This is a genomic window from Streptococcus fryi, from assembly GCF_053206505.1.
Window position 1 is genome coordinate 103415 of the sequence record NZ_JBRUGW010000003.1, and the last position, 13071, is coordinate 116485.

Below are 13071 nucleotides of genomic sequence, written 5' to 3' on the forward strand. Positions count from 1 at the left end.
TAGCAAATGGATTCAAAATTAAGTGGATTATCAAGAACAGGTAAATTAATCATATATGGCTATATGGCCATCACATGTTTGATATCAGTTTTTCCAATATTATGGATTTTCCTTTCCTCTCTTAAAGCTGATCCAATGAAAAATCCTGGTATTAGTCTGCCAACTGATTTGAGCTTTGAAGGCTATATCAAGGTTTTTACTGAACTACATGTTCTGGATTATTTTTGGAACAGCTTTAAGGTTGTTTCGGTGTCAGTCTTTATTAGTATCATTATGATATCAATGTCTTCCTACGTTATAGCTAGAATGGAATTCAAAGGAAAGAAAGTGATTACTGCCATGTTATACTCGACACTTTTTATTCCTGCCACAGCAATGACATTCCCTGTTTATCGCTTGGTCAATATTTTGGGAATTTACAACACACCAGCAGCCTTGATCTTTGTTTATTCTTGTAGTGGGATTGCAATGAGTTTCTTTATCATCAAAAACTACTTTGCTATTATTCCTAAAGAATTAGAGGAAGCAGCAGAAATTGATGGTGCTACCTATGCTCAAACATTTTGGAAAGTCATGTTGCCTATTGCAAGGCCAGGGATTCTGACTGCTGCTATTTTGGCATTTATTAATAACTGGAACGAATATTATTGGGCATCAATGTTAATTATCAATAAGGATGAATTAACGGTCCCAGCCTTACTCGGTCAATTTACAACAAGTTTTAACACTAATTATAATGGCTTATTTTCAGCGATTGTAGTGATTATTTTGCCACCAATTTTACTATTTGCTTTTGCAAGTAAATACTTTATTGAGGCATTAGGAGGAGGAGCTGTTAAGGGATGATAAAGAATAGTTTACAAGAAATTAACAAACGAACAGAGTGGTTTAGGAAAGATAGATTTGGTATGTTTATCCATTGGGGCCTCTACTCAATTCCTGGGAAAGGGGAATGGATTAGAAGTCATCAAGAATTATCCATTGAAGATTATCAACCTTATTTTGAAGCATTCAATCCTGTTAAGTACAATCCACGTGAGTGGGCTAAAGCAGCTAAAAAAGCAGGAATGAAGTACATGGTTTTGACGGCCAAACATCATGATGGCTTTTGCCTATTTGATTCAGCCTACACAGACTATAAGGCAACCAATACACCAATTGGTAGAGACTTGGTTGCTGAATTTGTTGAGGCTGTTCGTGCTGAGGGACTAAAAGTAGGTCTTTATTTCAGTCTGATTGATTGGTATCACAAAGATTATCCTAAATATGGCGACATGATTCATCCTATGAGGGCAAATGAATCTTTCAAAGATGAGGAGATTGACTTTGATAATTACTTGACTTTCCTTCACAATCAAGTTGAGGAAATCGTGACAAAGTATGGGAAATTAGACATTCTATGGTTTGATTATTCTTACGGTGATATGTTTGGAGAAAAATGGCGTGCGACAGACTTGATTAATCTTGTTCGAAAACATCAACCAGACGTGGTTGTTGATAACCGCTTAGAAACGTCAGGAGAAGGTTTTGGTAGTATTGTAACAGATGATATTAACATTTTTTCAGGGGATTTTGTAAGCCCTGAACAAATAGTGCCTCATGAAGGGATTCGCAATAATCACGGTGAACCAATACCTTGGGAATTATGCTTAACAATGAATAACAACTGGGCCTATAATCCAACCGACCATCTTTATAAATCGTCTAAGACACTCATTCGCAAGTTAGTAGAATGTGTCAGCAAAAATGGAAACATGATTTTAAATGTTGGTCCAGATGCATTAGGTGTCATCAATCATGAAAGTCAATCTATTTTAGACGATTTTGGGAATTGGCTAAATAAGAACGGCGAATCTATTTACGGTTGTGGAGTGAGTTCCTTGCCTAAACCAGAATGGGGCTATTATACTCAAAAAGGAAATACCGTTTACGCCCATGTTTTTGAGCAACCAATTGGGCCACTTGCCTTGATTGGTATTGACGAGAGAAGTATCAAACGAATGAGTTTTCTTCATGATGGTAGTGAAGTTAAGATCTCTAAAAGTTGGACGACAAATGCTTATGAAGGGATTTGTTTCGCTCAATACGGTGATATCCCGCATTTTACCTACCCATTACCAGATGATATAGATAGTGTGATTAAAATTGAGTTAAAGGAGGTAGATAATGAAAATTGAGAATCATCAAATCGCTCGTTATTTTAAATTACAGGATGACCGATTCTATACGACTCATGTTTTAAATAAACATACTGAAATTCCTATTTCAAATCAGTCAGAAACAGAATTTGAGATAGTATTTTGTGATGGCACTTCATATCGCTCATCAGATTTTTCTGCTCGTATTATCGAAGAGACTCGTCAGACATTATTAGTTCATTTTTACCGTAGTGATGTTAAGTTGAATATCCTTTATACAGCTCGTGAAGATGTCATTGCTAAAGAAGTAACAATACTTCAGAGCGATAAAACCATTAACTACATTGATGTAGAAGTTTTGGTGTTTTCTGATCAAGAGGGGATTTACTATCCTAAAAAACAAGACAATATCAAAGAAATGGCAGATTTTCCTGGTTATTATGTCGAACTCGGTCAACCTGTTTATGCCAAAACCTTATATCTGGGTATGGAATTTCCTATGGGCGAGAACCGAATTGTTGATACACGATATGCCTCAAGATACTATGTAGGACATGATATTACAGAAGAGAAGACTGTTTGGCCAGCTATCATGGGAGCTGCTAAAAATCCAGATAAAATGTCTATTCAAAAAGCATTTTTCCTATACATAGAAGCTATTGCTCAGCCGAGTTATTTTAGAAAACAGTATAATTCCTGGTACGATCATATGACCGAGATTGATGAGGAGATTATCATCAATAGCTTTGAAAAGATTTCTCATGGATTTGAAGATCACGGCGTACAGCTTGACGCTTATGTTGTAGATGATGGCTGGTGTGATTATCAGAGTGTTTGGGAATTTAATAAAAAATTTCCTAATGGCTTAACTAAAGTTAAGCGTTTGGTCAATGGTCTTGGAGCTAGCTTAGGGCTTTGGATTGGTCCTCGAGGAGGTTATAATGGTACTGAAGTGATCATGAGTGACTGGCTTGAAGAACATCCTGAATTTGGCAGTAAGAACAAGCTATCTAATGATGTTAATATTGCTGATTTTAATTATCTTAATCGTATGAAAGCTAAGATGTTAGAGTATCAGAAGCAATATGATATTAGTTATTGGAAAATTGATGGTTGGCTATTAAAACCAGATGTTTCAGATATATCTGGTGATTATGCGATGCACACAATGACACCTGTGTACGAATTTTTGATTGAACTGTTAAAAGATCTGAGATTAGAACGTGGCGAAAGAGATTGTTGGCTCAATTTAACGTCTTATGTTAATCCTAGTCCGTGGTTTTTACAGTGGGTTAACAGTTTATGGATTCAGATTTCACAAGATGTTGGCTTTACTGAAAATGCTGGTAATGATATCCAACGTATGATTACTTATCGTGATTCTCAATATGAGGAATTTTTGAACAAGCGTGATATTCAATTACCATTGTGGGCCTTGTACAATCATGAGCCTATTTATGCGAGTACGGCTCATACTTGGTATATGGATCACCAAATGTATGCGACTGTTGAAGAATTTGAACATTATCTCATGTTTATCGCTACTAGAGGGAATGCTTTCTGGGAATTTCATTATTCTTACACCATGTTTGATGATGAGCGTTGGAAAGCTAATGCACGTGCAGTGAAATGGATTGAAGCCAATTACTCTACATTGAAGCATAGTCAAAAAATTGGTGGTAGCCCATCAGCTTTTGATATATATGGTTATCATTGTGTGAATGGTGATACGGCGATTCTTTCTCTTAGAAATCCTTCAGACAAACCAGCTACGATTTCTACATTGGATTGGGATTTGAAGGATTATCAAAAGATTACAGGTGATTACACACAAGTTTCTGATACAGAAATTGAACTAGCACCGTATGAGATTTTAATTCTGTCTAAGTGAGGGAGTATATATGGCAAAACAATATGCAATAGGTGTTGATATTGGCGGGACAAAAGTTGCTGCTGGACTAGTTGATAATGTGGGAAATGTTATTGATAGCTTGCGTGTTCCTAGCCAAGTATTGAATGCAGAATCTCTCTTTGAATCTGTTTGTTCAGTTATTGATGAATTATTAAAGCGCTACCAGCTAACAACAGGAGACATCAAAGGGATCGGTGTAGGTCTTCCTGGTAAAGTTGATGTCGAAAATGGTATTGCTGTTTTTCAAAATAACATTCCTTGGGAACAGTTTCCAGTTGTTGCCAGACTCAAAGAAGTATATGGTGATATTCTGATTAAGATTGACAATGATGTCAAAGTAGCTGCTTATGCTGAATATCGTCTCCTAAATTTAAAATCGAATGACATGTTTGGATACATAACTATTTCAACCGGAATTGCGTCTACAAACATCGTTAATAACACTATTTTAAGAGGTTCAGGATTTGCAGGAGAAATTGGCTTTATGCCTGTTCAGAGCTTCGGTCAAACGAGTGGATTGGAGTTGGCTTGTTCAGGTCCTGCGATTGCATCTTATGGCAAACAGTTATATCAAGATGATACGATAACAACAGAGCAAGTTTTTAATAATGAGCCAGTAGCTCAGAAAATCATTGATAATACAATATCAGGCTTAGTAACGGCACTACATCATATGATTTGTCTATTGGACCCTAAAGTCATTGTTCTAGGTGGAAGTGTCGCTGTCCATAATCCAGATTTTGTAACTAAGATAGTCATTACCTTAAAAGATATGTTACATCCAGAGCAATATCATATCTTAGAAAATATTAAAGTATCCCAAATTGAAGGCAATAATGGAGTTATCGGTTCGGCGTTTTTAGTTATTTAAGAAAGGAGTAAAGATAAACAGTCCATAAATCTATATAGCTATTGATAGTTAGATTAACGATAAAATTAGTTTAAATAATGAACACAATTATATTCAGATTGAAGAAAAAGTCCATTTTAGATAATTTTCTTCAATCTTTTTTCTTTTGGTAACAAACTTAAAAAAATCCTTAGAAATGCTGATAAATTAGCATTTTAAAGAGTTTTTATTTTCAAGCTAGCTTCTAGTAAAGACTTTCTGATATCATAGCAAGGATTATTCTTTTTTGATTTAAGTGGTCTAACATTTTGTTCCGTAACTGTAGTATAATAGAGTAGAAAGTAAGGATTTTTATATGACTTACATGGCTGTAAAACAAGCGGCCTAGCTTTGGGGGATTTTGGATAGACGTATTCGTACCTTGTGTAAGGATGGAAAAATTCTAGGAGCCATTCAAGAAGGGCGTTCTTGGAAAATCCCCATTGATAGCAGAAAACCTGCAGATGCTCGTTATAAAAAGCGAAAAGTCTTCTTCCCTTGATTGATGAAAAAATGGCTAAGCTTGCTAATTTGAGACCATTGACAGAAGGAGAGTTAGAACGCTTAAATGAAGATTTTACGGTTGAATATACCTACAACTCGAATGCCATTGAAAACCCTTCGTGAAACAGATATGGTCTTAAGAGGTTTGACAATGAATTAAAAATCCTTGAAAGAACACAATGAAGCTATTGGATATCGTGAATCCTTTCAGCATGTTCAAATCTTGGTATCAGAACATCAGCCATTAACAGAGCCAGTTATCAAAGCTATACATGATCTAGTTTTATCTGATAAAAAAGAGGATAGAGGTGTCTATCGGAAAGTTCTTGTTCGTATTATGGGGGCTGCTAATATACCTGTTCAAATCTTGATGATTGGCCCCAAGATGGAGCAATTACTAGCTGACTATCTTGGGAGTCAAGAAAATATGATTACCAAAATGGTACGCTTTCATATAGAATTTGAAAGTATTCACCCATCTATTGATGTATTGATGGCAATGATTGTATAGAACATTTACTGGTCAACTTAGAGTTAATGAAATCAGGCTATCCACCAATTGATATTAAATTTACATATTGCCTAGCTTACTATCAATCCTTTGATGGTTACCATTCAAAAGATAGTTTATCAGAGATGGAAAATTTGTTCGCTAAATATCTTAATGAGCGATTGGATATGTTCCTAACGATTTTAAGTGATGAGTGAGGTGACAAGTCGATTTCGAATTGCAACTTTTAACTCTGTAGCCTTACTTGAAAAGAGAAAAATTGGCCGATACTTTAAAAAGATATGGTAAAATAGAATGTGCTAACTCTATTGGCTGTCATATTTTCTCTTTTTAAAGATCGATAGTTAATTATATTTTATAAAAGAAGGTAAAAATAGAAAAACTTAGATTTGAATTTGGTTATTCCTAATCGCATTTATTTTGGGTTTTTCTATACATTTTTAAGACAAGGGCCTCAAACCCTTGCTACGAAAGGATTTATAAGTTATGGCTACTATTCAATGGTTGAATGGGTGCCTAAGAGATTATGTGAGTTGTTTGAGAAGTGGATAACCCTTAAAACCCTTGATTTCAAAGGGTTTTTAAGTTGTTGTGCTAATAGATAGGCAAGTAAATATCATCGCTTAAAGAAGCAATAATGAGCAATAAAAACCATTTTTTGGTGCCCAGTTTGGTGCCTAGTTTGTGGCAAGAACAATTTAGAGTGTTCTTGCCTTTTTTATTTTACAGGGAGGAAAATCGTGGAACTTGCAGAATCAACTCGCCTAGGTGTTGTTAGCTATCTCATGATTGTTATGGGAGTTACATCATCTAAAGCAACAGACATGTTGAAAGAATTAGAAACAAATGGGCTGGTTAATATTGCTACAACTGGTCAACTAGCACTCAAAGTATTGGAGGAACAACATGAAACGCATTAGTGCAAATCACTACCAAACCTCAGAGAGGTACTACAAGCTCCCCAAACTCTTGTTTGAGAGTGAGCGATATAAAGACATGAGACTAGAGGTTAAGGTGGCCTATGCTGTTTTGAAGGACCGTCTTGAATTATCTTTGAGTAGGGGCTGGATAGATGAAGAAGGTTCTATCTACTTGATTTACTCTAACTCAAAATTGATGGAACTTTTAGGCTGTTCAAAGTCAAAACTCTTATCGATTAAGAAATCACTGCGAGACTATGGTTTGATTGAGGAAGTCCAACAGTCATCAAGTGAAAAAGGACGGCTCGCAAACAAGATTTATCTTGGTGAGTTGGAACATGAACCTACCCTCGTGTCAAATTCAGACGGGGGTAGTGTTAAAAAAACACGGGGCCAGTCTCAAAAACAGACAGGCCCCGTCTTAATTTCAGCCCCTAGTGAGACTGAAGATAGTGAGACTAATAGTAGTGAGACTGAATTTCCTTCAGAGGATGAGGAGGAGATTAGGCTTACTCGCAAGGTTGAAAAAATGAGCCCTTATGATAAAGACTACATTTGGGGACTGGTTCATGACCAGTTTAGGCAAGAAGGTTTTTCTAGGAATGCTGCTGAATTTGTGATGAGGCACTTTGATGACCGCTACCAGTATGCTTTGGAGAACATGAGATTTGCCAGAACGGCAGAGGTTATAGCTGAGTATGTCTTTAATGGGATTCTGGCAGAGTGGAACAAGAAACGTAGGCAGGAACAGGAGAGGAGGTGAGGATCATGTGGTGGAAAACCTTACTAGGCATGTGGGTACTTTCCCTTATCGTGCTAGCGATTGAGTTCAAAAACGCTCCAGAAATGGATGACCATATCTAACCAAGACTTTACGAGGAGTAAGGTCTTTTTGATGCACGAAAGGAGAAACAGATGAAATTTTTTGATTGTTTTGCAGGGATTGGAGGCTTTCGCTTAGGCATGGAAAGTCAAGGTCATACCTGCATTGGTTTTTGCGAAATTGACAAATTCGCTAGAAGGTCTTATCAGGCCATTCACGACACGAAAGGAGAACTAGAATACCATGACATTACCCAAATCACAGATGGCCAACTCAGGAAACTCCGAGGACAAGTGGACGTCCTCTGTGGGGGCTTTCCTTGCCAGGCCTTTTCTCTCGCAGGACGACGATTGGGATTTGAGGACACTAGAGGCATTCTCTTCTTTGAGCTTGCTCGATGTGCCAAGGAAATTCAACCATCTTATCTATTTTTTGAGAACGTCAAGGGGTTACTCAGTCACGACCAGGGACGGACGTACGCCACAATCCTCAATACGCTGGATGAATTGGGGTATCATGTCGAATGGCAAGTGCTTAACAGTAAAGATTTCGGCCTTCCCCAAAACAGGGAGCGGGTCTTTCTTATCGGACATTCTCGAAAGCGAAGTTTCCGACCAATATTTCCTCTCCGAGAACAAGGTGGCCCAGCTCATCTTGACCGACTAGGTAATGTTAATCCGTCTGGAAAGGGGATGAGTGGGGAGGTCTATCTGGCAACAGGTCTATCACCGACCTTAACCGTAAACAAGGGGGAAGGGGTTAAGATTGCCATACCCGTTCTATCACCTGATAGACTTACTAAACGACAGAATGGCAGACGGTTCAAAGCTAATCAAGACCCCATGTTTACCCTAACGGCTCAAGATAGGCATGGGGTTCTAGTGGCTGGCAACTTGCCAACAACTTATTCCCAGTCAGGACGGGTTTATGATGTGACAGGCTTATCACCGACCTTAACCACCATGCAAGGTGGAGACAAAGTTCCCAAAGTCCTGTTTCGCCAAGAAGCTCCACACTTGAAAATCCGTGAGGCCACCAAGCTAGGCTATGCCAAGGCGGAAGTTGGTGATTCAGTTAACCTGTCTTATCCCAAGTCTAACTCTAAACGTGGACGGGTAGGCAAGGAAATGGCTAATACGCTAACGACCAGCTCCCAACAAGGGGTGGTTGTCGCAGCCCTGGAATACCACAAAGACAAATGGTTTGAGGTGACAGGCTTCTTGGTTGGCGATAAACTTTATCGCCTGAGAATCCGAAAGCTCACACCTAGAGAGTGCTTTCGCCTCCAAGGGTTTCCAGACTGGGCATTTGACCGAGCAGAGGCCGTTTCAAGCAAGAGCCAACTCTACAAACAGGCTGGAAACAGCGTATCAGTCCCTGTTATCGCAGCCATCGCAGGAGAATTAAAGAAATTGGAGGAAAATACTCATGAAACGACTACATAAAACATCCATCTTGAACTGTTCAGACTTGGACCAAGTTATTCATCAGGCAGAGGTGGAGCGACTGACAGAGAGCCTCTTTTCCTTGCCAAATTATGACTGTGAGTTTCTAGTCACCTTTGAGGACGACTACCACAAGGAGATGAACTATCCTCTCTTTTACGAATCCAATCTCCATCGGATCTTTGAGTTTTTGGAAGAGAGGGACATCAAAAACGAAGTGGATAGTTTCCTGACAGATGATGGGGATTTGGCCTTTAGAGCCTATGGGCAACATTACACCCATCAAGGTAAAGACGGTATTCTGACGAGTTTAGTGACGGTTAAGTGCTTTAGTGAGGGCAGGGTTCCTGTCAATATGGCCAGGCTCCTTAGTGGATTTGTGATGGAAGACCTGACCAAAGGTAAGGAGGTTGTGACATGCGACTCTATCTAGGTAAGTACCAAGAACGCCACCAGTCTTTGGTTGAAACCTTAGACCAATATGGGATTGCTTATGAGCTGGTGGACTTTGACCAACTGAAGAAAGCAGACCTATTGGAATGGTTGCGGTTGTCTCCAGACTGTTTTGACTTTCTAACCCCAACCTGTCTCATTTACAAACGCAGGGATAATCTCCCCTTTTCTCGATTTGTTGACATCATCTGGGATAATAGGGCACGAAGCCTTCGTTTACCTCTGATTGTTGATAAGGGGCAGGTCTATCCTGATGTGACCCTAGAGGACTTGCCTGCCTTTCTTCCTCGTGAGATGAAAGAGGAAAAGCGTCGGGCTCTTAAATCCTTGTTGAGTGTTTAGGAGGGGCTATGGCGGAATTATTTTGGGAGAATGTTGCTCTCTTGTTGTCGGAAAAGGAAATGAGCTGGGCTGATTTGACACGGAAGATGTTTGCGGGGAGCTACCAGTACCCCAGCGAGTTCAATCGGCTCTATCAGAAAATCAGGCACTACAAGTCCACCTGTCAAATGCCTCAGACCAAGTGGGTGGAGAAAATTGTGCTGGTCTTGGAGGTAGACTATGAAGACTTATTTAGACGCTAGAATCTGGAAAATTGTAGGTCTCTATCTCTACCAGTATGTGAATACTGTATTAGTATCCCTGTATTTAGGAAACCAGCTATTCTTGTGGGAAGACCTTGTCCTTCAGCTCCTTTACTTGGCCAGTCTGATCTGGCTTTTGAATAAGTCTCCTCGGTCTATATCTGCTCAGTCAAGGCTCATTTGGTTGGTGACTTGTCTAGCTGGCATGTTTCTGATGTCAGTTCTTGTCGGGATTCTATGGCCAGTGACGTCTACCAATCAAACCAGCCTCATCTCAGTTCAAGCTCAACTACCTTTGGTGGTCTTTGTTCTCTTTTTGGTTAACGCTAGTCTGGTCGAAGAGTTGGTTTACCGTTGTTTCCTCTGGACACTCTTTCCAAAGCCTTATAACGCCTTACTGGTAACTAGTATCGTCTTTGTCTTGGCTCATCAGCCTAATAGTTTAGGGAGTTGGGTGGTCTATTGGAGTTTAGGACTTTGCCTTGGTTTCATGCGGTTAAAAACTGACCTATTAGGGGTAACAGGCCTCCATCTGATTTGGAATGGCCTGGTCTTACTAACTACTTTTCTGTGATAAAAAAGGCGAGGCAACTGGTTTAAGATAAGCCTATCCCTACAAAGAAAGGAGAAGCTATGTCTAGTGAACAACAGGAACGCCAAGCTTTTCAGTATTTAGAGAGAACTAGCCTCTTAACGCTGAGAACCTTTCTCAAGATTTTAGACTGGTCGATTAAACGCAGTCTTCATCAGGAAACGGCCTATAAAATTGGTCTTCAAACTTTGGCAGACTTGATCAAGACCCCATTTACCATTGATGGCATTGACTTAAAAACAGAACTCTTAGATAAGCCTGTAGATATTGAGAAGCTAAAAGAAATGTTGACTAAGGACAACTTGCCTTTGGCTATCGCTTTTCAAGACGATTATCTCTATTTTTACACCAAAGATAGGTCTCTCTTGGATACCCACCTAGACACCCTCCTCAAAGAACTGGTCAATGACCCAGATAAGCTCAAGGACTTGGTGACAGATAAGACCCTAGATGAAGAAATAGCCTTAGCTAAGGAAAGCATTGTTCTGAGTGAAGATTCTAGCGTCAAAACGAAAGAGATGGTGCTGTCATGACAAAAGCAAGACAAGTCGTTTTTATCATGATGGGTCTAGCTCTAGGTTATGTCTGTCATCGCTTGAGCCTTCTCTATGATGAGTTGGGTCACCTGCCTGTTCTTGAACGATGGACCTATCTCTTGATGGAAGGTCAAAATGTTTTTGCTGATGAACCTTGGAATTTCCACTTTACCCTTCACTCCAGCCTCTGGTTTCTATTTGGTCTTGGGGTAATGAGCTTAGCCTACCTCTACACGATGTCAGGAGCCAAGGTTTACCGAGAAGGTCAGGAATATGGTTCAGCTCGTTTTGGCACCAGACAAGAGAGTCAGGCCTTTGCCAGTAAAAATCCCTTTTTGGATACTCTACTGGCGAAGACCGTTCGGCTGACCCTCTTGGAGAAAAAAGCCCCTAAATATGACCGAAATAAGAATCTTGTGGTTATCGGCGGCTCTGGAGCAGGTAAGACATTTCGCTTTGTCAAACCCAATCTGATTCAAGCCAACTGTTCCAACATTGTCGTTGACCCCAAGGACCACCTGCCGCAAAAGACAGGGAAATTCTTCTTGAAGGCTGGCTACCAGATTAAGATTTTAGACCTGGTGTCTATGATGACAAGTAACGGTTTTAACCCTTTTCGCTATGTCGAAAATGAGAACGATTTGAACCGCCTTTTAACGGTCTATTTCAATAACACCAAGGGGAATGGGTCTCGCAGTGATCCCTTCTGGGACGAGGCGTCTATGACCTTGGTTCGGGCCATTGCCTCTTATCTAGTGGATTTTTACAACCCACCCAAGACCAGAGCGCAGCTGATTGAAGAAGCTCGCCTGTCCAAGAAAGAGAGGCAATCCCTCTATGCTAAGGAGAAACAAGATTTGGAAGACCGTCGCAAGAGAGGACGTTATCCCTCTTTTACGGAAATTTCCAAGTTGATTAAGCTCCTTCATAAGGCGGACGGGGCTGAAAAGAGTGTCCTAGAGGTCATGTTTGAGCGCTATGCCAAGACCTATGGGACTGAAAACTTTACCATGCGAAACTGGGCAGATTTTCAGAACTACAAGGACAAGACCTTGGATTCGGTCATTGCAGTGACGACTGCTAAATTTGCTCTTTTTAATATCCAGTCAGTCATTGACTTAACTAAGCTAGATACTATGGACATCAAAAGTTGGGGACGTCAGAAAACCATGGTTTATCTGGTAATCCCTGACAATGATTCTACATTTCGCTTCTTGTCCGCCCTCTTTTTCTCAACCGTCTTTTCCACCTTGACCAGACAGGCTGACGTAGAGTTTAAGGGAAAGCTCCCTATCCATGTGCGGGCTTACCTGGACGAGTTTGCGAACGTCGGGGAGCTTCCAGACTTTGCGGAATTGACCTCAACCGTTCGCTCCCGAAACATCAGCCTTGTTCCTATCTTACAAAACATTGCCCAACTCCAAGGTCTCTACAAGGAGAAAGATGCCTGGAAGACTATTTTAGGAAACTGTGATAGCCTGCTTTATTTGGGAGGTAATGACGAGGAGACCTTCAAGTTTATGTCGGCTCTCTTAGGCAAACAAACCATTGATGTCAGAAACACCAGTCGGTCCTTTGGCCAAACAGGGTCTGGGTCTCTTAGTCATCAAAAGATTGCCCGTGACCTCATGACACCAGACGAAGTAGGAAACATGGACCGTGGGGACTGCTTAGTCAGAATTGCCAATACGCCTGCTTTTTATGCCAAGAAGTATGACCCCTTCAAGCACCCCAACTGGCAGTATCTGGCAGATGAGGAAGGTG

The 13071-nt window shown here is 40.1% G+C and carries 13 protein-coding genes and 1 pseudogene; all 14 read left to right on the plus strand.

All coding sequences use genetic code 11. The annotated features are described in order from the left end of the window. The first annotated feature begins 6 nt into the window (after positions 1 to 6). Positions 7 to 846, plus strand: a complete 840-nt coding sequence (locus tag ACVRZH_RS01970) for a carbohydrate ABC transporter permease (protein WP_447453647.1) — start codon at positions 7 to 9, stop codon at positions 844 to 846. After that, positions 843 to 2177 carry an alpha-L-fucosidase gene (locus ACVRZH_RS01975; protein WP_447453648.1) on the plus strand — a complete coding sequence of 445 codons (1335 nt, stop codon included), beginning with the start codon at positions 843 to 845 and terminating at the stop codon, positions 2175 to 2177. Before ACVRZH_RS01970 ends, ACVRZH_RS01975 begins: the two co-directional genes overlap by 4 nt. After that, entirely contained in the window at positions 2167 to 4029 is a 1863-nt protein-coding gene (locus ACVRZH_RS01980; RefSeq protein ID WP_447453649.1) for an alpha-galactosidase, read from the plus strand. The genes ACVRZH_RS01975 and ACVRZH_RS01980 overlap by 11 nt, the downstream gene beginning before the upstream one ends. A 10-nt stretch (positions 4030 to 4039) precedes the next feature. Beyond that, on the plus strand, positions 4040 to 4921 hold the full coding sequence (locus ACVRZH_RS01985) for an ROK family protein (protein WP_447453650.1): 882 nt from the start codon (positions 4040 to 4042) through the stop codon (positions 4919 to 4921). A 376-nt stretch (positions 4922 to 5297) separates the two neighbouring features. Then, positions 5298 to 6151, plus strand: a pseudogene (locus ACVRZH_RS01990) (Fic family protein). Positions 6152 to 6694: 543 nt separating this feature from the next. Beyond that, positions 6695 to 6874 (plus strand): hypothetical protein, encoded by a 180-nt coding sequence (locus ACVRZH_RS01995; RefSeq protein WP_447453651.1) that lies wholly within the window; start codon positions 6695 to 6697, stop codon positions 6872 to 6874. Then, positions 6861 to 7637, plus strand: a complete 777-nt coding sequence (locus ACVRZH_RS02000; protein WP_447453652.1) for a replication initiator protein A — start codon at positions 6861 to 6863, stop codon at positions 7635 to 7637. Before ACVRZH_RS01995 ends, ACVRZH_RS02000 begins: the two co-directional genes overlap by 14 nt. 152 nt (positions 7638 to 7789) lie before the next feature. Further along, positions 7790 to 9142, plus strand: coding sequence for a DNA (cytosine-5-)-methyltransferase (dcm, locus tag ACVRZH_RS02005; RefSeq protein ID WP_447453653.1), 1353 nt, complete (start codon positions 7790 to 7792; stop codon positions 9140 to 9142). Then, on the plus strand, positions 9126 to 9575 hold the full coding sequence (locus ACVRZH_RS02010) for a hypothetical protein (RefSeq protein ID WP_447453654.1): 450 nt from the start codon (positions 9126 to 9128) through the stop codon (positions 9573 to 9575). Before dcm ends, ACVRZH_RS02010 begins: the two co-directional genes overlap by 17 nt. Next, complete coding sequence (locus tag ACVRZH_RS02015) at positions 9560 to 9937, plus strand: hypothetical protein (protein WP_447453655.1); 378 nt, start codon at positions 9560 to 9562, stop codon at positions 9935 to 9937. The genes ACVRZH_RS02010 and ACVRZH_RS02015 overlap by 16 nt, the downstream gene beginning before the upstream one ends. A gap of 8 nt (positions 9938 to 9945) precedes the next feature. Continuing rightward, complete coding sequence (locus ACVRZH_RS02020) at positions 9946 to 10179, plus strand: transcriptional regulator (RefSeq protein ID WP_447453656.1); 234 nt, start codon at positions 9946 to 9948, stop codon at positions 10177 to 10179. Next, positions 10157 to 10753: a CPBP family intramembrane glutamic endopeptidase gene (locus ACVRZH_RS02025; RefSeq protein ID WP_447453657.1), complete on the plus strand. Its 597-nt coding sequence runs from the start codon at positions 10157 to 10159 to the stop codon at positions 10751 to 10753. The genes ACVRZH_RS02020 and ACVRZH_RS02025 overlap by 23 nt, the downstream gene beginning before the upstream one ends. A 59-nt stretch (positions 10754 to 10812) precedes the next feature. After that, positions 10813 to 11304 (plus strand): hypothetical protein, encoded by a 492-nt coding sequence (locus ACVRZH_RS02030; RefSeq protein ID WP_447453658.1) that lies wholly within the window; start codon positions 10813 to 10815, stop codon positions 11302 to 11304. Further along, positions 11301 to 13071 (plus strand): VirD4-like conjugal transfer protein, CD1115 family (locus ACVRZH_RS02035; protein WP_447453659.1); only part of this gene is annotated, 1771 nt, incomplete at its 3' end. The genes ACVRZH_RS02030 and ACVRZH_RS02035, both read left to right, overlap by 4 nt.

Coding starts and splice junctions, on each gene's coding strand:
- ACVRZH_RS01970 (WP_447453647.1), top strand. CDS start 7: ATGGATTCAAAATTAAGTGGATTATCAAGAACAGGTAAATTAATCATA.
- ACVRZH_RS01975 (WP_447453648.1), top strand. CDS start 843: ATGATAAAGAATAGTTTACAAGAAATTAACAAACGAACAGAGTGGTTT.
- ACVRZH_RS01980 (WP_447453649.1), top strand. CDS start 2,167: ATGAAAATTGAGAATCATCAAATCGCTCGTTATTTTAAATTACAGGAT.
- ACVRZH_RS01985 (WP_447453650.1), top strand. CDS start 4,040: ATGGCAAAACAATATGCAATAGGTGTTGATATTGGCGGGACAAAAGTT.
- ACVRZH_RS02000 (WP_447453652.1), top strand. CDS start 6,861: ATGAAACGCATTAGTGCAAATCACTACCAAACCTCAGAGAGGTACTAC.
- dcm (WP_447453653.1), top strand. CDS start 7,790: ATGAAATTTTTTGATTGTTTTGCAGGGATTGGAGGCTTTCGCTTAGGC.
- ACVRZH_RS02010 (WP_447453654.1), top strand. CDS start 9,126: ATGAAACGACTACATAAAACATCCATCTTGAACTGTTCAGACTTGGAC.
- ACVRZH_RS02015 (WP_447453655.1), top strand. CDS start 9,560: ATGCGACTCTATCTAGGTAAGTACCAAGAACGCCACCAGTCTTTGGTT.
- ACVRZH_RS02020 (WP_447453656.1), top strand. CDS start 9,946: ATGGCGGAATTATTTTGGGAGAATGTTGCTCTCTTGTTGTCGGAAAAG.
- ACVRZH_RS02025 (WP_447453657.1), top strand. CDS start 10,157: ATGAAGACTTATTTAGACGCTAGAATCTGGAAAATTGTAGGTCTCTAT.
- ACVRZH_RS02030 (WP_447453658.1), top strand. CDS start 10,813: ATGTCTAGTGAACAACAGGAACGCCAAGCTTTTCAGTATTTAGAGAGA.